This is a genomic window from Fibrobacter sp. UWB2 (assembly GCF_002210425.1).
GTDB lineage: Bacteria > Fibrobacterota > Fibrobacteria > Fibrobacterales > Fibrobacteraceae > Fibrobacter > Fibrobacter elongatus.
In genome coordinates this window covers 559,368-579,610 of sequence record NZ_MWQK01000002.1, presented here as the reverse complement: position 1 = coordinate 579,610, position 20,243 = coordinate 559,368, and the positions used below count along the sequence as shown (strand labels likewise).

The following is a 20,243-nucleotide window of genomic DNA, read 5'->3' as shown; positions in this document are numbered from 1 at the left end:
ATTGGCCCATTTTTTCTTTGAAAAATTTTCTTAGCTAGACCTTAAAAGAACATATTGAGTACAAGTTGAATAGCGAACAAGCTCGATTCGTTTTCGATAACCTTTGCTATGCGCAATTTTTTATTTTCCATAGCATAGATTTCCTTGTCATTTTCTTCAATACCCCTAAGGTCCCAAATAAAGCGGAGACCGAGGTCACACTGCAATCCGCTAGCAAGGAACGTTGTACCAAGGCCTGCAACAATGGACGGAATAAACGTCTTGACTTTCCATTCATCTTCGGCATCGCGCTTGACCGTCTTGTAATCGTCGTCCTCATAGTCATAGTACTTCAGAGGATTGCCATCCTTGTCCGTATATTCGTATTCATGGTCCGTATCGATATTGAAGCTAAGACGGACACCGCCTTCGAGATACACATACGGGGCCTGCAAGCGCAACATGAGCGGGATGTTGATATTGTAGAGCGTTTTAGCGTCATTTACCTTATATTCACCCCAGAAGTAATCGTCGCCACCGGCGTCCTTAATTTCTTCGGAAAGGTAGGCCATTCCAAAGTTCAATTCAGGAACAAACGAAAGAATCGGGTTCAAAGGGAACTTGAGAATCAAACCGATATCGCCAGAAACACCGATCCATTCGTTATCGCCATACTGTCTGACAAATTCTTTATCGGTCGGATAATTGGCCAAAAGGGCAGCACCGATACCAAGGTGGATACCCAAACGCGTACGCTGGTTATTGTTGTTTCCGCTATTGCCAGAGTTGCCGTAAGAAGAAGCAGAACGAGCTTCTTCGAAACTCTTGTATTCAGGTTCGTTTGACGGGAGCTTATTGCCGTAACCGTCATCGACGGTTCCTTCGGACCTTGCTGCCGGGATATCGTTACCGTAACCGTCATCTTCGGCAAAGGCATTTGCGCTAAGGCACATCATGGCGATAGCAGATGCAATAAAGAGCTTTTTCATTTAATCTCCTTCAAATAACACAAATGTTATTTAAAAATTCAAAATTTGTTAGATGAAGGATAAAATACAAAAATAGTAGACAACATTTCTAGGACTTATTACAAAAAAATCCCAAAAATGTTTTAAAATTCTACAACACGTCGAAATTTGGGGAAGAACGGCAAATTTGGATGTATTATGTTCTCGAGAATCTTTCCAGGAACGAGCTCAAGCGCTTGTTCTGGGACTGGTTGAACACAAAGTCCGGAGTCCCCTGTTCCACGACAACGCCCTGGTCCATGAACATAACCTTGTTCGCCACATCACGAGCAAACGCCATTTCATGCGTCACGATGACCATCGTCATGCGGTCTTCAGCAAGTTTCTTGATAATCTTGAGGACTTCGCCCGTGAGTTCCGGGTCCAATGCGCTCGTTGGCTCATCAAAGAAGAGAATCCTTGGCTTTAAAGCAAGCGCACGCGCAATGGACACACGTTGCTGCTGACCACCCGAAAGTTCGCACGGGTAAGATTTTTCCTTACCTTCGAGGCCCATCTGCTTGAGCAAGAATCGAGCCAGCGCACGAGCATCTTCACGGGAATCACCGAGCACGCGAATTGGCGCAAGCGTCAAGTTCTGGAGTACAGTCAAGTGCGGGAACAAGTTAAAGTTCTGGAACACAAGCCCCGTAGAAAGTCGAATGTCACGAAGCGTCTTTGCGGGAGCGTACTTGATTTTACCACCAATGTTAGAACCGGGAACAACCATATCCTTGCCATCGACACGCACCTCGCCCGCCTCGAACGTTTCAAGCTGCGTGAGGCAACGGAGAAGCGTACTCTTGCCTGAACCGGAAGGCCCGATAATCGACAGTACCTCGCCCGCATTGAGGTCAAACGAGATATCCTTGAGCACATGCAAATCGCCAAAGGACTTCTTTAAATGTTTGACTTCAAGAATTGGAGAAGAATCTATAGGCGCGTCCTTGATGATAACAGACTGAATTTGAGAATCCATGACACGCCTCACTTGTAGTAATTCAACTTACGTTCCACGTAAGCAAAGACAACGCTCAAAAGCAAATTTGCGATGTAATAGAACACACCCGCCACAAACAACGGATAAATGCTCGCGTAAGCGGCCTGCTGTTTTTTCGCGAGTGCAAAAAGTTCCGTCACGGCAATCACCTGAGCCAAGGAAGTATCCTTCACAAGCGTAATGACTTCGTTTGCACTTGCAGGCACAACACGCTTAACCACCTGCGGGAGAATAATGCGATAGAATGTCTGACCGCGAGTAAGACCGAGCATGGCAGCGGCCTCGTACTGGCCCTTCGGAATCGACTGGATGCCACCGCGGAAGATTTCGGCAAAGTAAGCGGCATAGTTTATCGAGAAGGCGACAATCACTGCCGGAAAACGGTCAAACGAGAACTCCACTCCCGTGTATTCGCTCAAGTAGTACGAGCCAAAGTAGATCGCTACAATCTGGAGAAGTAGCGGAGTGCCACGCATCACCGAGATGTAGAACGATACCGGGTAACGCACAATGCGGTAGCGGCTCATCTTGAGAACCGCTACAAGCAAGCCGAGCGGAATCGAGAACAACAGCGTGAGCGCGAAAATCGCGAGCGTCGTGCAGAAGCCGCCCCAGAGAATCGGGAGTAAAGAGTTCAGGTCAGACATAAAAGATTACGATTCTTTATTATTAGAAATACTGTTGGAGTTTCCCTGCTCAACATCCTCGATTTCCTTCTCCGAAGCTTGCTTTAACGAGTAGGTATCAAAGGCCGGTTCGTCAGGGAGCTTAAGTTCTATGGAGTTTATTTTTGAGATAAATCCCCTCCCCTCTCGCATCACGATTTCAAACACATGGCCACCATTTTTTCGGTCTTCAGATATAAAATGGAAATGCCAGCCAGACGCGTTAATTCCGTCCATAAAGTCCGGGAAAAACACACCCACAAGCGTCCCCTTTATGTTCTGGAATTTAAAGGACTTCTGCGTCTTTTGCAAAATCGTCTTTAAGGAGACATGCATGGACCTATACGCCGATTCAGATCTGGCATCGACAACATCAAACACCCCATCAATACGCACCATGTGCATACTGTTCAGTCCAAAATGGGCGTCAACGATATTGTTCAGTTCGGCTTTCAGACCTTCGACATTTCCGCATTTGCCAAACGCAATGGGCTCGACCGTATCCATAGTGCAAACCGTCGAAAAAGGAACGCCGCGGTCGCTTTCGGCGACAACCACATTCCCATCGTCTTTCGCGCGGTAACAGACACCGTCAAGAACGATCATTTCCCCATCAATATTATTGAATGTCCCAAGCCCAATATTGCCATGCTCCAACAACTCTGCAACCGTAATTACAGGGTTTGTGTATCCAAGCATCAGGGCTTGCAATGTCGAGACCTGAAAAATCTTCATATAAAATTACTTGCCGAACCACTTCGCAGAGATTTCAGCGAACTTGCCGTCTTTTTTCATTGCAGCGAGGACATTATTCACAGAGTCACGGAGAGCCTGGTCCTTCTTGCGGAAACCCACAGCGTAGACTTCGTCGGAGAGGCCTTCCTCGAGCACCGTGTAGTCCTTCGCGTTCGTCACAATCCAGTACTTGGCCACGATTTCGTCCAGGAACACGGCATCAACACCGCCCTTGTCCAAATCCATGAGAGCCGTCTGGTTGTCGTCAAACGGAACGATTTCCTTGGCAGCCTTACCAGCATCGGAAGCGTCCAAAAGCTTCTGGGCGGTAGAACCGTTCTGCACGGCAATCTTCTTGCCAGCGAGAGCAGCGAGGTTCGTGATAGCCTTGTCCTTCACCGTGAAAATCATGCGGTTCTTGAGGTATGCATCGCTCAAGTTCATGACCCTAGCGCGATCAGAATCAACACTCATGCCGTTCCAGATGCAGTCAATCTTGCCGGTATTCAGTTCCTGTTCCTTGGCGTCCCAGGAAATCGGCTGCGTCTTGAGCTTGATGCCCAAACGAGCGCAAACTTCTGTCGCGAGGTCAATATCAAAGCCCACGATGTTGTTGTCCTTGTCGCGGAAACCCATCGGCGGGAAAGAATCGTCGAGGCCAAGCACGAACACACCTGCCGCCTTGACCTTGTTGAAGGAGTCATCTGCAGCAGTCTTCGTTTCAGCCTTCTGGTCGTTACAAGCAGAGAATACAGCGGCGCAAGCTACCGTCGCAAGAATTGCAAAAATCTTTTTCATTTTAGATTCCTTTTTTAATTTCTGATGGAAATATAGGAAAGAGAGTGGTTATAAGGCGCCGCAAATGCCATCAGGCTACAATTTCTTTCAGAGATATCCCGAAAAAATGACCTTTTCACGAGAATTTTGGACAATTGCAGTTTACATACAAAAAAGGGCCGCATCGCTGCGGTCCCTTTTAATGCCTTGGATCCTATCGGGGCTACGCCCCTCCAGGATGACACAGGAAAGGTCGGTGAGCCTGCCGAACCGACTATTCAGTTCACTTCGGCAAGCTCAGTGAACTTATTAATCCTTTCCGTAAACCTTTTCGGCGTAAGTGACTGTTGCGCCGAGGTATTCGCGGTTCATCTTGGCGATGTAATCGACGGTGATACCCTTCGGGCAGGCAGCCTGGCATTCGTAAAGGTTCGTGCAGTTGCCGAAGCCTTCCTTGTCCATCTGGGCGACCATGGCCAAAACGCGCTTCTTGGCTTCGACCTTGCCCTGCGGCAAGAAGCTGAGGTGAGAAACCTTAGCAGAGACGAAGAGCATAGCAGAGGCGTTCTTACATGCAGCGACGCAAGCACCGCAACCAATGCAAGCGGCAGCGTCGAATGCGCGGTCGGCATCAGCCTTCGGAACCGGAATCGTGGATGCTTCAGGAGCAGCACCGGTGTTGACGGAAACAAAGCCGCCAGCCTGGATGATGCGGTCGAATGCGGTACGGTCGACAGCGCAGTCACGGATAACCGGGAATGCAGCAGCGCGCCACGGTTCGATCACGATGGTGTCGCCATCCTTGAACTTACGCATGTGAAGCTGGCAGGTAGTCGTTGCATGGTCAGGACCGTGCGGCATACCGTTGATGACGAGAGAGCACATACCACAGATACCTTCGCGGCAGTCGTGGTCGAAAGCGAAGCCTTCCTTGCCCTGCTTCATCTGTTCTTCGTTCACAATGTCGAGCATTTCCAAGAAGGACATGTCCGGAGAAACATCGTTGATCTTGACAGTTTCGAACTGTCCCTTGGTCTTGGCATCCTTCTGACGCCAAATCTTCAAAGTCAAATTCAGTCCGCTCATTATTTGTAGCTCCTAGTAGCAAGGTGGACGTTATCAAAGGTAAGAGGTTCCTTGGAGAGTTCCGGTGCGATACCGTCGCCCTTGTATTCCCAAGCACCGACGTAGCAGAAGTTTTCGTCATCGCGCTTTGCTTCGCCTTCCGGAGTCTGGCTTTCTTCACGGAAGTGGCCACCGCAAGATTCTTTACGATGGAGAGCGTCGAGAGTGAGGACTTCGGCGAATTCGAGGAAGTCAGCAACGCGGCCAGCACGTTCGAGGTTCTGGTTGAAGGAACCTTCGGAGCCGAGCACGTTGACGTTTTCCCAGAATTCCTGACGGAGTGCCGGAATCTTTTCGAGAGCCGTCTTGAGGCCGGCTTCGTTACGAGCCATGCCAACGTATTCCCACATGATGTTACCGAGTTCACGATGGATATCGTTAACAGTGCGGTGACCCTTGATGGAGAGGAGCTTGTGGATGCGTTCTTCGGTCTGCTTCTTGCAGTCTTCGAAGGCGGCATCGGATTCAGAGACCTTTTCGAGCTTGGTACCTGCGAAGTAGCCACCGATGGTGAACGGAATCACGAAGTAACCGTCGGAGAGGCCCTGCATAAGAGCAGATGCACCGAGGCGGTTTGCACCGTGGTCGGAGAAGTTTGCTTCACCGAGAACGAAGCAACCCGGGATGGTGGACATCAAATCATAGTCAACCCAGAGGCCACCCATGGTGTAGTGGATAGCCGGGAAGATGCGCATCGGGACCTTGTACGGGTCTTCGTCTGTGATCTTTTCGTACATCTGGAAGAGGTTGCCGTACTTGGCAGAGACACCTGCAACGCCCATACGCTGGATAGCGTCGGCGAAGTCGAGGTACACAGCCTGCTTGGTGTTACCCACGCCGAGACCTGCGTCGCAGACCTGCTTGGCGTTACGGGATGCCACGTCACGCGGGACGAGGTTACCGAAGCTCGGGTACTTTTCTTCGAGGTAGTAGTAACGTTCTTCTTCCGGGATCTGGTCCGGAGAACGGGTGTCGCCAGCCTTGCGCGGAACCCAAATACGACCGTCGTTACGGAGGGATTCACTCATCAAGGTGAGCTTGGACTGAAGGTCGCCATGACGCGGAATGCAAGTCGGGTGAATCTGCGTGTAGCAGGGGTTAGCGAACAAAGCGCCGCGCTTGTAAGCACGGAATGCAGCCGTGACGTTGGAACCCTGAGCGTTCGTGGAGAGGTAGTAGACGTTACCATAACCACCAGTGCAAAGGCAGACAGCGTCTGCAACGTGGCTTTCGAGTTCGCCAGTGATGAGGTTACGGACGATGATACCGCGAGCCTTGCCGTCGATCACGACGAGGTCCATCATTTCGCGACGCGGGAACATCTTCACCTTACCGGCGGCAACCTGACGCATGAGAGCCTGGTATGCACCGAGGAGGAGCTGCTGACCCGTCTGACCACGAGCATAGAACGTACGGGAAACCTGCGTACCGCCGAAAGAGCGGTTGTCCAAAAGGCCACCGTATTCACGACCGAACGGAACGCCCTGAGCGACGCACTGGTCGATGATGAGGTTGGAGTTTTCTGCCAAGCGGTGCACGTTAGCTTCGCGAGCACGGAAGTCACCACCCTTAACGGTATCGTAGAACAAACGATAAACGGAGTCGCCATCGTTTTTGTAGTTCTTTGCTGCGTTGATACCGCCCTGGGCTGCAATGGAGTGTGCACGGCGCGGGCTATCCTGAATGCAGAAAGACTTTACGTTGTAACCAAGTTCACCGAGGGATGCGGCAGCAGAAGCACCAGCAAGGCCAGTACCCACGACGATGACCGTGAACTTGCGCTTGTTGGCCGGGTTAACGAGTTTGAGTTCGAACTTGTGCTTGGTCCACTTTTCTTCGATGGAACCACCGGGGATTTTAGAATCAAGAATCATTAGTGGGCTCCTTACTTTTCAATATTGAAAGAAACTTGTACTTCGCCAACAGACGGAATGACGAAAGCAGCCTTGTCGGCCTTGGCCTTCTTCTGCTGTTCGTACTGCGGCTGGAGGCTACGGGACTTTTCGATGAGGGCCTGGGTTTCAGGCTGGTTAGCGAGGTAGTAAGAGGCAACAGCGGTGATGCCGAAGCCAAGAGCAACGACGACGCTATAAACGATACCGGCGATGTCGATAATCGGGGTCCACTTCTGGTGAGCGATACCCATCGTCTGGAATGCAGAGGAGATGGCGTGGAAGAGGTGCATACCGATGACGAACATGCTAACAACATAGAAAGCAGCCCAACCCGGATTTGCAAACATCTGGATCGTGGTGAGCCACATGTCGCGAATGATTTCGCCCTTGTCGTTCACATAGAGGTAGTGTTCGCCGAACTTGAGCATCATGAGGTGCTGGATGAGGAAGCCAACAATGAAGAGACCAGACCAGATCATGGTGAAGGTTGCGAAAGTCTTCTTGCCCTTGCGTGCGTTGACTTCGTATTCGATTCCGCCACGAGCCTTCTTGTTTTCAATCTTCAGCGTAACAGCGAGGAAGATGTGAATGGCAAAGGCAGCCACGAGTACCAGTTCGATGAGGTAAATCATCTTCACCGGGAAGTGGAGCGGGTTGAATCCGGTCAGGAATTCGGTATAAGCGTTGTAGGACGCCTGTGCCGCAGCCTGGTCGAAGTTCAAGAGCTGGAAGTTACCACACATGTGGCCAAAGATGAACAGAGCCAAGAAGGCGCCAGTGCATCCCATGATCTGCTTCTTACCAATGGACGAGGTAAGATACTTGATGATCCATTGCATTTGAGTCTACTCCTTAGAAGGATGGTTTTATTGTTAAAAATTAGAGGACGCAGCAGGCCTTGAGAGAAGGCATTTCGTAAGCGTAGCGTTCTTCCTTCTTGAACCAGAAGTCGAGTTCGCGTTCTGCAGAAGCCGGACTATCGGAGCTGTGAACGACGTTTTCGGTCATGGAAGGAGCAAAATCGTAGCGGAGGGTACCCGGTTCCGCCTTGGCCGGATTGGTAGCACCGTTAATGGCGCGGACCTTTGCAATTGCGTTTTCGCCACCGAGAGCAAGCATCACGGACGGGCCCTTGGTCATGTAGGCTTCGAGTTCCGGGAAGAACGGCTTTTCGACGTGTTCAGCGTAGAAACCGCGTGCATCTTCGGAGGTCATCTGGTGCATCTTGACGGCGCAGACAGAGAGACCGGCACTGATGTAGCGATCGATAATACGACCAACCAAGCCAGACTTGACAGCGTTCGGCTTGATCATTGCAAATGTCATTTCCATAGTAGTACCTTTTAAGTTAAAGATGTGAGAAATATAGATTTTTTACTCTTCCGCTTCGATTTTCTTCATCAAATCATCGGCGAGTTTGCCGTTGCTCTTGATGTTCTGGACAAGCCAATCGACAGATTCGGTAAGGTCGCTCTTCGGGTAGAGCTTCTTGAATTCTTCAAAGACCTTGAGCGCTTCAGCATCCTTGTGCAAATTCTCGTTCAGAATGAAGCCGCGACTGAACATAGCCTTTTCAGCATCCGGAGAATCCGGCCATGTGCGGTAGAAAGCCCTGTATTCGCGCTGGGCCTTGTCGTACTCTTCCCTATCGCTATAGACATGGGCAAGTTCGAACGTAGCCTTCTTCGCCACAGAATCGATATCCACATAGCGTTCACGAATTCCAGACCAGGCTAGGTAAGCCTTTTCGAGGCTCTTGGCCTGCGTATAAAGAGAATCAGCAGACTTCATGGCAAATTCCACAGACCATTCCTGCGGCAAAAGCGTTATGTTGTCAGCAAAGAGATCCACCTTGGCGGTACCCCAGGAGGTCACGACTTCCTTGTCCCAACGGCCAGAACGGAACACCAGGTAAGCCGTTTCAAACACCTGATTCTTAGCCTCTTCGTAGGTTTTCGGGAGGTAGTCTTCTTCGGCGTAGTAATACGTTCTCTTCATGAGATTTTCAGGGATTTCAAACCAGTCGCTGAGCTCAGAACGGGACTGTTCATACGTCAAAGTCGGGTGTGCCGGATTGCCCATACGTTCGTAGAGGGCCTTGAGAGAGTCTTCCGGAACCACGATGTGGTTAAGGACCTTCATCCTGTACATCTTGATGATGTAGTCGACATCGCTCTGGCGCTTGAGGGCGCGATATTCCCAAGTGTGGTCGAGTCCGACTTCGCGGGCTTCGGCAGCAAAAGCAAGCTGAAGAGCAAGGGATTTAACGACCTGGTCATGAGTTCTGCGAGAACGGACCATCATCCCATTATCATTGTATACAGCAAGGACATCCTTTTCACGGATAGCGGGTTCGCCATTTTTCGTGACGAGCACATAGTTCGAATCGAGTTCGTAATTAGCGGTTGTCGCCAAATCATGTTCAATGCTCTTGCGTACGCGATCAAGCGGTTTCTGTTCCGGCTGAACAACGGACTCGCGGTAGAACACATGATAACGGCCCGTAGATTCAGACTTGATCACCGAGGAAATAGCTCCATCTTTCAAGGTGTCAAGAGCGACAAACATATTCGGGACAAAGCCTATACCATACGGAAGCGGATGGCCATGAACAACCTTACCGACAAAGCCCTTAGCGGCCTTTGTGTCCTTGTTTTCGCTAAACTTGGACGCAATCTTCATGAAAGCCTTGAGGTCCATCTTTTTACCCTTAAAGCGTTTGGCCAACTTAGCAGAGTCCGCAGATTCCACGTGGTAGACCACAAAGCCACCCGGAGTCATATACAAGTTCTTGTGATTTTCGTAATAGGCATCCGCAGAAGGCATCTGGATTTCAGTTTCCTGAATGTTGTACTTTTTCAGGAGAGCCGGTCCCGTTTCACGAACAATCCGTTGGCGATGGTCCGAGACAAAACGTTCCTTGATGTCGTATGTAATCTTGACTTCACCCGTAGAATCGTCCAAGCTCCTGTGCAAGAAAGCATAGGATTTCAGGGAATCGTAATTGGACTCGATATACTTTGCATCGGCCACCTTGTCGCGAAGATTCATGTAGGAAAGCGAATCGGCAAACTGGTCACGGTGCTTGTCGTAATAGAAGGCAAGTTCATCGTCGGTGTACATCAGGCGGTCCATCGTATAGAGGCGCTGATACACGAACGTGAGGAGGTAGTTTTCGAGAGCCTCATTGTGGGCCGCGAGTTGTTCCTTCAGTTCAGGATTCTTCTGGAGCGCCACCGTATAAAGAGCCTTGCGGCTGAAAAGGGAGCTAGAGGCTTTTCTCATCTGTTCCGTATTCGGGACGATGTTCCCCACACGCATCATGAAGGCGTAGTCTTCCTTGAAAATCGGTTCGCCATTCACCCTGGCAACGAGAGTATCCTTGTCTCCAATGGAATTGCAACCCGAGAAAACCAGGGCGCAGAAAGAACAAAACACAAGCAAAGCTTTTTTCATAAAGTCCTCATGAATATGTGTGCGTGAATATAACAAATTTTTTGTTAATAGATACTAGTTATTAGTCTTTAGTTGCTAGAAATGAAATTTGCCCTACAATTACTTTATTCTAAATAAATAATAATTTACAGTTCTATATACGTTCAAGCGTAAGTTCCACGTAAGCATACATTTAATAAACACCAACATTATCTATATTAGGGGCACTTGAAGAGCATACTATCGATTTTCTTTGTGAAAGCCGCCATAACGACGGCTATCGTGGGCGCCGTAGCAGTCGGCGTCTGGTATGTTCATTTTGCCATCGAAGAACTTCTTTCGTCCCCGCACACGTTCGGGAACGTGACTCTCACCCCCTACGGGCACCGCCAAAACAATCTTCTCGAGCACTTTTACGATTCCATCAAGGTCGAACAAGGGCTATCAACCTACATGGTCCGCGGACCGCACCTCGACATTACACCGTTTGGTGAAAATAGGGGAATCCTCCTCGAAGCAGACGAAGTGTCTGCAAATTTCGTTCCGGACACCGCGACGAGCAAGCCAGCAAGCAAGGATACCACAAAAGCGCTAGAGCCGATAGAATTTCCTGAAAAGATTCGCATCCCGTTCCCGGTAAAATTCAATTTGGGAAAGCTTGACTTTACCATGGGAGACATGGGATGGAAAGTCCAGAACATCCATCTACAGAATGTCGGGCAAAAAAACGTCACGTTTAGCGCCGACAGCATCGAAGGTACATATATAAAGGATGCGGCATCGCTCCAGCTCGACGTAGACTTTGCAGACAAGAATCTCATCGTAAACGGGAACATCAAGACAGCAAACGACCATGTGGCTTTAAGTGCGACAGCCCCCAAGAACGACCTCACCCAGCTCAAGGCATCGACAAACATAAGTGTCAAGGAACCGCTCAAGTGGGCCCCGATGAAGCTTTCGAAGTCCATCCCGGGAATCAGCAACCTGAACCTGAACGGAAACGTTTCGACGTCGCTCACCAAGAAGACGCTACAGTACAACTTTACGCTCAAGACGCATATCGGCGAGTTTTGGCCGTTCTTACCGCTCGACGCCACCATCAAAGTCTACGGTTCACCAAAGCAGACCAACATTGAATCTGCATTCCGCAACAACGAAGGCGGGCACATCAATCTCGACGGCGTCATCAACGACAAGCTGGACTTTGACTTTTCGGGTGAAATTGCATACATGAGCGCCATGTACGGTCCCCAGATGATGCCGATGGACATGGACATCCAGTCGATTACAAAAACGGGCGACGACATAGACGCCTCCATCGAAACCCGCGAAGGCTCTGTCGTCAGGGCTCACGTCAAGACGAAGGATAGCCTGAAGGTGTTCTTTGCGGCAAACCTTTCCGCCATGGAACCGTGGGCGCTAGACTGGGTCAAAGGGAACGTCGAAATCGGAAAGAACCCAAAGATTATCGGATCTTTCCAGAACAACAAGTTACGCGCTTACTTAAAGGTTGATTCCATCATCAACGCATACCACTTCAAGGCAGACTCGCTACGACTGCAGCTAGTGCTTGACCTCGGCCGTAAATACATCGATTTTCCGAAGGCAACCATCTACACCCCTGTCGAAGAAATTTCCATCAATGGCGATGTCGACTACCACGAGCCCACGCTCCACACCTCCTGGCGCCTGAAGCAAAAGAACGGTGGCTCAGCAGAAACCATTGTGCATGTCGGTGATTCGCTCCTCGTCTGGGCACAGGCGGACCACGCCGAAATTTCAACAATTCCGTTCTCGGACATCGAGCTCAACGACAAGCTCAAGGGTACAGTCACAGGTACAATCGATTACAATCTCGATTCCAGAGTCGGCGTAGCAGAGCTTGATATCGACGGCAATGTGGAGCCGTTTATCGTACACGGGCACACAAAGATTAGAGAAATTGGCGATACTGTAATTGTCGATACAGCGGTATTCACGCACAACAGCAACAAGGTCGCCATGGAAGCGTCGTTCGTTTTGCCGAACGATTCGAACCCGGACTTTAAGCCAACCGCCATGCTCCCCATCCAGGTTCTGCATTCCTGGGCCTCGGCACAAGACTTCAACTTGCCGATTCTTTTGGAACCGCTTGGCGATACAACTCTTGCTTCGGGTAGTTTCAACGGCGAGATTTCTTTCAACGAAGAAGCCGGCTTGCTTGGAAACATCGAGTTCAAGGACTTGAGCTTTACAAACATTCCTCCGGAGCTTTTGAACCTCAAGCAACTGAATGTTTCGGCCAACAAGAACAAGGTTGAACTGCTGACCAACTTCGATATTATGAACGGCGTGTGGACCGGCATCACGAATATCGTCGTCGATGACGTTTTCGACACGACAAGGCAGGTCCACCTGACCTACAATAGCCCCAATGGTGGCTTTATCAAGGGGGCAGGTTCAATCAACAACGATCTCGATTTCATAGGTTCCATCAAGCTCGGCGGTACATGGCTCATCCCAGAAACCCGTGCTGAAATTGAAAAGACCGACATGAGGATAGACGTGCAGGCCAAGCTCCGCGAAGGTCTGCCGGGAATTGCAGCAACGCTTTGGTCCGACTCCACCATCGTCCGTTACGGGACACTTCCCATGGATTTCCCGCTCCGCGTCAGAGGCGATCTTAAAGAAGGCTTGCTCGCCATCAACGAGATTTCGACGCAGAACGACCGCGGCGACCTGATACTTGCAACTTTGCTTTATGATTTGAAGACTTCGAGACTTGAAGCTATCGATATCAGCACCGAACGCTACACGCTCGAAACCGACAACCACATCGTCACCTTGCGTAACGTCACGAGCCATCTGGAAGATTCCGAAGACCAGATGTCTCTCGTCGCAAACATTCCATCGATTCAGTATAAGTTTAACGACGAAACGTTCGGTACGGCAAACCTCACCGGAAAAAGCGATATCACACTCAATATCCCGCATACGAAAGACAGACAAATCAAGAACAAGAGCGTGAGCGGCAACTTCATCATAGACAAGCTCGTCTATAGGAAGGACCTGGACATCGAAATCACCCCGAGCTCGCTCGACAAGCTTTTGTCGCTCGTAAACAATGCCATAGCAAACCTCCGCAACAAGGAAAAGACCGAAGCCAAGATTTCTGTATCGAGCCCCATCGACCTGTCGTTCCATATAAGCGATTCCCAGAGCGACTCCGTCGAAATCATCACGCCGTTCGCCACATTCCCGCTGACACTTGATATTTGGGTTCTCGGCACGACGACAAGACCGCTCTTGCGCGGTGACGTCACCAATGCAGACAACGGCTTTATTGGCGTCAAGGACCTCTATGAATTTGAACTGAACACGTTCAGCCTTTCCTGGAACGATGTTCCGTGGCAGCACGGCATCATCGACGTTTCGAGCACGCAGGAACTCCCCTATTGTACAGAATCTAGTGAAAACGAAAAAGAAACCTGCCCCATCAACCTAGACATTCAGGGAACGATTACAAACCCGCAACCAAATCCAAGTTCCAACTGCGGAACAGAAGCGACAGCTGCAGATACATACCGCAATATCTTCTTGGGCTGCGTTGCTACAGAATCGGACGGTTCGACAGACTGGAACAAGCTTGCGGGCCGCGCGATTGGCAAGTTCATCTCTTCTACGGCCAACAAGACACTTGGTGGCGACTACATCGGCGATATCGACATGAAGGTGATGTTGTTCGACAACTCCGGCAACGAAAAGGACTCCTCTTATTTCAAGGTTCCGATTTCGCTTGACCGCTGGGTCAAGAACTTGAGCCTGATTTTTGGCTACACCCAGGAACAAAGCGAGACATCGACACAAGCACTCCAGTTCGGTGCCTCCTATACGCTCCCTGTATTCCAAGGCAAGGAATACTCGCACAAGAACCATTTCTCTCCGTCCCTCTCGCTTAACGGCCTCCTGATTTCGAAACAGTACCAGTCCAACACGGGTGCCGAAAGCAATAACGAGCATCGTGTCGAAAAGAACATCGGCATGAACTATACGTACAAGTTCTGGAACCCCTGCATCTTGGGCATTGGCCACTGCGAAACGGTACGCCCGCCCAAGGCGATGTTGCAGCCTAACGACCCGGAATCTATAGAGCAGAAGAACGAAAAGAAGTCGGACGAGAAAAAATCTACGGGAAAGACCTCGGAAGAAAATACTAGCGAAAAGCAGTCCACGGAGAAAGCAAAATGATTCTACTGATTTGTGCATTATTGTTTTTCTCTTCACTAGCATTTGCCGACGCAGACGACAAAAATCCATGGTCGGTCACGATAAACGGAAACAAGATTTTCTCGAAGTTCCAGCTGAACGAGCAACTTGACATTCCTGATGAATTCGGGCAGCTCGATACGATCAAGCAAGACTTCTTGATGAGACTTTCTTCGGAAAACGTTCGTGCGCTATACTTTTCACGCGGCTATTTCAGCCTAGACCTGAAAATGGAAATTCTTCGTGAGCCATTGTCTAACGGACATATCCAACGAACCTACAGCATCACCGTTAGCGAAGGCGACTGTTACCGATTCAACGACGCCAAAATTATTTCTTCTGGCGATGAGCCTATCCCTATAGACCTCGCAACACTCAAGATTACCAAGCACCAGTATTACAACCAGGAAGACATTTCTGAAGACCTCCAGGAAATCCAGAAAGCGTACCGCAAACAAGGCAACTTGCACGTTTACATTTCTTCTGAAGAACACGTCGATACAACGGCAAAGCAAATAAACGTTATCATCAACGTGAACCCAGGCCCTAAAGTTTTGATGGGTAACATCATTACCACAACGCAGCGCGTCATCAACAAGAACGAAAGAAAGCAGACACCCGAGCAAGGGCTAACAGACACATCCTGGCTATCTTCGCTCTGGCGCATCCCTCATGGCGAAATCATTGACGGTAACCAGTATTTCAGCTTTAAGAACAAGCTCTATTCCACCCAGTTATTTACCCAGGTAAAGTTAAACGATGAACTCCGAGAAGATGGACTTTCGGACGTGCACCTGGATGTTATCGAACGCGTCCCTGGCGAGGCCCGCTATGGATTTTTCTTTGAAGAAATCTACGGTTTCGGCGCCATGGCGTATGCCGACCACAAGAACTTTTTTGGCAAGTTCCACGAATTTTCAACAAGCGTCCAAATTGCACAGCACAAACAAGAAATCACTCTTGGTTACGCAAACCCGCTTCTGTTCGGTACGGCATTCACGTTCATTCCGACCGCCATCCGCTTTGTAGACCGCCTATCGTTCAATCACGAAAAAATCAACCCGCCTGCATACCCCGATAGCGTTGAAGAGCGCTACGAAATCATCAACCGTGGTGACTTGACATTCGGCATTACAAACAATGTCAAATTCCGCGGAACGATTGATACGCGATACGTGAACAAAAACGAAGACAAGCTTTTCAAGCTCAAAGGCGAAATCGGTTTGACATTCGACTATACCGACGATTACTTCAACCCGACAAAGGGTATCCGCTTTATGCCGACCGTCGGCTTAGGGACAAACTTTATTCAAAATAAAAACAATAGCGAATATTACGACCCCTCCCCCTACGAAGATGGGCATATCTACACCTATAGCGAAGGAACGCTCAATCTATACATACCGCTATTTTGGACTTTTTACGGAGCGCTTAGCGGAAGCATCGGCAGTTTCTTCAACACGGCCATCGAAGATGACGCCCGCGTATTCTACCAGGGTGGTTCCCGTTCTGTCCGCGGTTTCGATTTCCGCAGCATTTACGCCGGTTACGAAAGGAACTTCTATAAAGAAAATAGCGAAACCCAGGAAATTGACACCACAGTCGTCAAGTACACCGCATTAACCCCAATGTATTACCGAATCAACGAAGAACTTCGCTGGACTCTACCATGGAAATCTTTGAGAGCATGGCAAATCGTGCAGTTCTGTGACTGGGCTTTGGTAAAAGACATCAAGGACGACATTTACAAGCGCAAGCAGGACGGAAGCCTAGGCCTGGGAATCCGTTACCATTGGCAGTTCTTGACGTTCCGCCTAGACTATGCATTTAAAAAAGGATTGACCAACTGGCACAAGTCAGAAGGTTTTGCCTGGAAGCGATTCGACTTCGACCTTTCACAGGCATTCTAAAGCGGTAGCACCGCTATTTACTGAATTATCGAACGATAAAGCTTTGAAAGGCTTGTGTGTTCGAGATTAACGTCTGCGGAGATTCCTGCGGCAGCAAGAGCAGAACAAATTTGTTCTAGAGTCGTGCCAGTTGCATTTATCTTAAACGAAGTGGTATCGGCACCGACATCGGCAACTCGCCCACTTTTCAAAACGCGACCGCAGTCGATAATGGCAAAATCCGTTGCCCACTGGTCCATTTCAGCAAGCACATGAGAACAGACAATAGCCGTTCCGTTTTCTTCTTTGCGCCATTCGTCAAGCAATTGCCAAACCGTATCTCTTGAAATCGGATCGAGATTTGCAACAGGCTCGTCGAGAATCAAAAGCTTCGGGCTATGCAAAAGCGCACGGACAATCTGCACTTTTTGGCGGTTTCCGAGTGAAAGCGTTTCCAAACGTTTGTCGAGAGGCGGCAACTTGAGGCGTTCAGCAAAAGAGTTGCAGCGCTCTAGCAGGTCTCCATTTTCGCGCCAATCCTCTGCGCCAAAGCCATAAAAGCCTGTAAAATACTGGAGGTATTCCTTGATGGAAAGTTTCGGATAAACGCCCGGATTTTCAAGAAGCACACCGTACTTTTCGGCATTCAGAAATCCCGCAGAATTGCGCAAGGACTCGTCAATTTTAACAGTGCCCTTGAAAGCGCCTAAGCGCCCGCAAAGCAAGCGCAACAAAGTCGTCTTGCCGGCCCCATTCGGGCCAATCAGCGCAAAGAAGCTCCCTTGCGGGATATTGAGAGAAATATTAGACAGAGCATCTGCCGTGGATTTCGGATAACGGAATGTCACCGAATCGAGTTCAATCACGCGCAGAATTCCTTAACAGCAGGAGCCGGATTCTTGATAAGCTTGAGGGCATCCTTAGAAGCCTTGACCGCTTCCATCTGCACCTTTTCGCTAGCACGCTGCAAGTACTGGATGCAACGCCAGTCCGTGCGGACGGCAGCGAGCTGCACCGGTTCTGTACGGCGGCGGATGCTCACGTATTCAAACGCATGGTAGTCCTGCTTGACCGCAGCCACAACGACAGCCGCCGTCGGGACTTCGATTTCCTGGATGTACTTCCAGTCGCGTTCAACAGCGGCGACGAGCACTTTTTCGCCTGGGTTATGAATAAACTTCAATGCATCCGCGCTCTGACGAACGGCCTCGGCCCAAAGGTCATCGGAAGCGCCATCGATCTTACGGACAATGCGCCAGTCCTGCGATACCGCAGCCTTGAGAAGTACCGGATTCGTAATAAACTTGAGCAAGTTCGGTTCGGCCTTGAACGCAGCGAGGAACTTGACCTCGTCCATGGCGTTCAGCGCCTGCTTTAAAGCTTCGCACGGACCACATTTCACGTAAAGGATGGCCTGCTCATTTTTTTCAAATGCAGCCTTTTGCACTGTTTCAGTCGGGTTCTGGATAAGACTGATGGCATACCAGTTCAGCTTAATCGCTTCAAGCTGCTGTTCTTCTGTGGGGTTTTCAATATTCTTGATTTCGGTCCAGGACTGCATAAAACCTCGTGTTTATGATACAAAGATAGTTTTTAGACGAAAGACGAAAGACGAAAGACGAAAGTTTTGTAATAAAATCAGCCCTCAGTGACGAGAGCTATTTATCATTGGTTATTAGTCATTAGTTATTGGTTGTTAGTTAATAGTCTTTGGCTATTGCAAACGAACCTTCACGACGTGCGAGCCTTGTCCCGCTTCGCCGTAACGCATGATGTAAGCGCCTTTTCGGAGCCCCATCTTTACAAGATTCCAGGCTTCACGTACAGAACCCGCCATCACGTTTGCGGACTTGACCAATTGACCGTTCAAATCGAACACCTGGCAATGCACCATCGCAAGGCCATGTTCAAACGCAATTTTTCGCGCGATATTCGTTGTCCCCGACTCATCCACGAACTTGATCCAATCGACATTTATATAATTTGTATTGATTGTAAGGCGGAGCGTCTGCTTGCCCGCAGCAAGCTCCAACTCGCCCGCTTCGACTTCGGAATACGTATTCCAATCGCCCTTAGACGGAATTTCCGTTTCAATCTTTTTATCGCCTACAGAAACCGTCACAGAAGACGCTGTAGAATTACCCGTTGCGCCATTGATGACAACTTTGTACTTACTCGCCTTTTTCACATCAAGCGTGTATTCGAAATAATCGTCAGCACTCGTGTAGCCAAGCGCATAGCCAGAGCCGCCCTTGACAATGCCGGCATCATCGCTGCGGTAGCCCGTTTCATCGCTTTTGCCATCGGCATCACTGTAAGCGTAAGTGTCGTAGTTTTCTGCTTCGACTGTTCCCGGAATTTCAATTGCGCCCTTGAACGGCTTGACTTCAATCGGTTCACCAGAAACTTCAAGTTCAAGCGCCATGAATTCAATCGTGTAGGTACCGTCGGAATTCGGCTTGACCTCTTTACCCTTCTGGCTTACAGTCTTGCCTTGTGCGCCCTGAATCTTTACGCGAAGCGGCACGCTCTTTGGCATATGCGCATGCGGAGATGTCCACTTGACCGTAAATCCGTTCGCCGTATTCGTCGCAGTCGCCTTATCAATCGTGAAATGAGCACGCAAGTAAGCGCCCACTGTGGAGAATGTCGCAACCCACAAATTCTTGCTAACCGCATATTCAATCAGCGTCTTGATGTCCGCCGTCGAAATCACATCCCAGTTGCCCGCAACACCGTGATTCAGCTGAACATGCCACTTGCCGCTTGCCGCCTGATCGAGGCTACTCTTGAAACTCGCGACATTGCTACTTGCCTGCCAGTAGTGCGAATCAATCTGCATCCAGTCCGGTTCGTTATCCCAGCCCGTGAGGCCGCCGCCACCGCACCCGCGATTGATGAAATGTTCCTGGTTAATCGCATTCTTAACGGTCGCGTTCTGGGCGCAATAAGGCGTCGCCAAGGAAGTCGCTTCTAGCCCCATGCTACGGAGCTTTGTGGCAGCACCGCCAATTTCTGAATTGAGATCCGCACCCTGCGTCAAATTTTTGTGGTTGACCGTGTGGTTCCCGATTTCGTGGCCTTTCTTGGCATAATTCAAGTGCGGTTGCGAATTGGTCGAAAAATCCATCGTTCCCGTGCAAACAAAGAACGTCACCTTTGCATCCATGTTGTCCAAGAACGTAAGGTTGTTCGTTTGGGAATGGAGACCATCGTCAAACGTGAAAGTGGCTGCACCCGGATGACCGTTCCAAGGAACCGTTGTGATGGGGCCCGCAAAAGCCGAAACAGCGGCCAAAGAAAGCGCAGCAAAGGATAATTTTAAACATTCCATACATATCTCCCATACATTTTTCTATGCATGAAAATACCCTCTTTTAAGGTAAAGAGAACAAACTACGTTACAAAAAACATTGACAAAATGCTAAAAGCACCCTGAATTGCAAAACGCAGGCTCTTTCGAGTCTGCGCATTTGGAGTCTGTGGGTGTT

At 49.6% G+C, this 20,243-nt stretch carries 15 protein-coding genes; 2 read left to right on the top strand and 13 right to left on the bottom strand.

Annotated elements, in window-relative coordinates:
• Positions 1-41: 41 nt before the first annotated feature.
• The 10 genes from B7982_RS05825 to B7982_RS05780 all read right to left on the bottom strand — a co-directional run bounded on the left by B7982_RS05825 (position 42) and on the right by B7982_RS05780 (position 10,639).
• Entirely contained in the window at positions 42-968 is a 927-nt protein-coding gene (locus tag B7982_RS05825) for a porin family protein (RefSeq protein WP_088659934.1), read from the bottom strand.
• Positions 969-1,143: 175 nt separating this feature from the next.
• Positions 1,144-1,965, bottom strand: coding sequence for an amino acid ABC transporter ATP-binding protein (locus tag B7982_RS05820; protein WP_088659933.1), 822 nt, complete (start codon positions 1,963-1,965; stop codon positions 1,144-1,146).
• 8 nt (positions 1,966-1,973) lie between these two features.
• Entirely contained in the window at positions 1,974-2,633 is a 660-nt protein-coding gene (locus B7982_RS05815) for an amino acid ABC transporter permease (RefSeq protein ID WP_088659932.1), read from the bottom strand.
• Positions 2,634-2,639: 6 nt separating this feature from the next.
• Entirely contained in the window at positions 2,640-3,386 is a 747-nt protein-coding gene (locus B7982_RS05810; protein WP_088659931.1) for an acetolactate decarboxylase, read from the bottom strand.
• A gap of 6 nt (positions 3,387-3,392) precedes the next feature.
• Complete coding sequence (locus tag B7982_RS05805; RefSeq protein WP_088659930.1) at positions 3,393-4,184, bottom strand: amino acid ABC transporter substrate-binding protein; 792 nt, start codon at positions 4,182-4,184, stop codon at positions 3,393-3,395.
• Between the two features lie 288 nt (positions 4,185-4,472).
• Entirely contained in the window at positions 4,473-5,249 is a 777-nt protein-coding gene (locus B7982_RS05800) for a succinate dehydrogenase/fumarate reductase iron-sulfur subunit (RefSeq protein WP_014547104.1), read from the bottom strand.
• On the bottom strand, positions 5,249-7,162 hold the full coding sequence (locus B7982_RS05795) for a fumarate reductase/succinate dehydrogenase flavoprotein subunit (protein WP_014547103.1): 1,914 nt from the start codon (positions 7,160-7,162) through the stop codon (positions 5,249-5,251). The genes B7982_RS05800 and B7982_RS05795 overlap by 1 nt, the downstream gene beginning before the upstream one ends.
• 11 nt (positions 7,163-7,173) lie before the next feature.
• Positions 7,174-8,022 carry a succinate dehydrogenase cytochrome b subunit gene (locus B7982_RS05790; protein ID WP_088659929.1) on the bottom strand — a complete coding sequence of 283 codons (849 nt, stop codon included), beginning with the start codon at positions 8,020-8,022 and terminating at the stop codon, positions 7,174-7,176.
• Between the two features lie 40 nt (positions 8,023-8,062).
• The gene (gene ndk, locus B7982_RS05785; protein ID WP_014547101.1) at positions 8,063-8,515 is read right to left on the bottom strand and encodes a nucleoside-diphosphate kinase; all 453 of its coding nucleotides are present in this window, start codon (positions 8,513-8,515) and stop codon (positions 8,063-8,065) included.
• 42 nt (positions 8,516-8,557) lie between these two features.
• Positions 8,558-10,639, bottom strand: coding sequence for a peptidyl-prolyl cis-trans isomerase (locus B7982_RS05780; protein ID WP_088659928.1), 2,082 nt, complete (start codon positions 10,637-10,639; stop codon positions 8,558-8,560).
• A 234-nt stretch (positions 10,640-10,873) separates the two neighbouring features.
• Between B7982_RS05780 and B7982_RS05775 the strand changes: the two genes are divergently transcribed.
• Positions 10,874-14,845, top strand: a complete 3,972-nt coding sequence (locus B7982_RS05775; protein ID WP_233138387.1) for a hypothetical protein — start codon at positions 10,874-10,876, stop codon at positions 14,843-14,845.
• Positions 14,842-16,773 (top strand): BamA/TamA family outer membrane protein, encoded by a 1,932-nt coding sequence (locus tag B7982_RS05770; RefSeq protein WP_088659926.1) that lies wholly within the window; start codon positions 14,842-14,844, stop codon positions 16,771-16,773. The genes B7982_RS05775 and B7982_RS05770 overlap by 4 nt, the downstream gene beginning before the upstream one ends.
• A 17-nt stretch (positions 16,774-16,790) precedes the next feature.
• Here the strand turns inward: B7982_RS05770 and B7982_RS05765 are convergent, their stop codons facing one another.
• The 3 genes from B7982_RS05765 to B7982_RS05755 form a co-directional block, all read right to left on the bottom strand.
• On the bottom strand, positions 16,791-17,618 hold the full coding sequence (locus B7982_RS05765) for an ABC transporter ATP-binding protein (RefSeq protein ID WP_088659925.1): 828 nt from the start codon (positions 17,616-17,618) through the stop codon (positions 16,791-16,793).
• Positions 17,615-18,313, bottom strand: coding sequence for a hypothetical protein (locus B7982_RS05760; protein WP_088659924.1), 699 nt, complete (start codon positions 18,311-18,313; stop codon positions 17,615-17,617). Before B7982_RS05760 ends, B7982_RS05765 begins: the two co-directional genes overlap by 4 nt.
• Before the next feature lie 153 nt (positions 18,314-18,466).
• Positions 18,467-20,086, bottom strand: coding sequence for a carbohydrate-binding protein (locus B7982_RS05755; RefSeq protein ID WP_088659923.1), 1,620 nt, complete (start codon positions 20,084-20,086; stop codon positions 18,467-18,469).
• Positions 20,087-20,243: the final 157 nt, after the last annotated feature.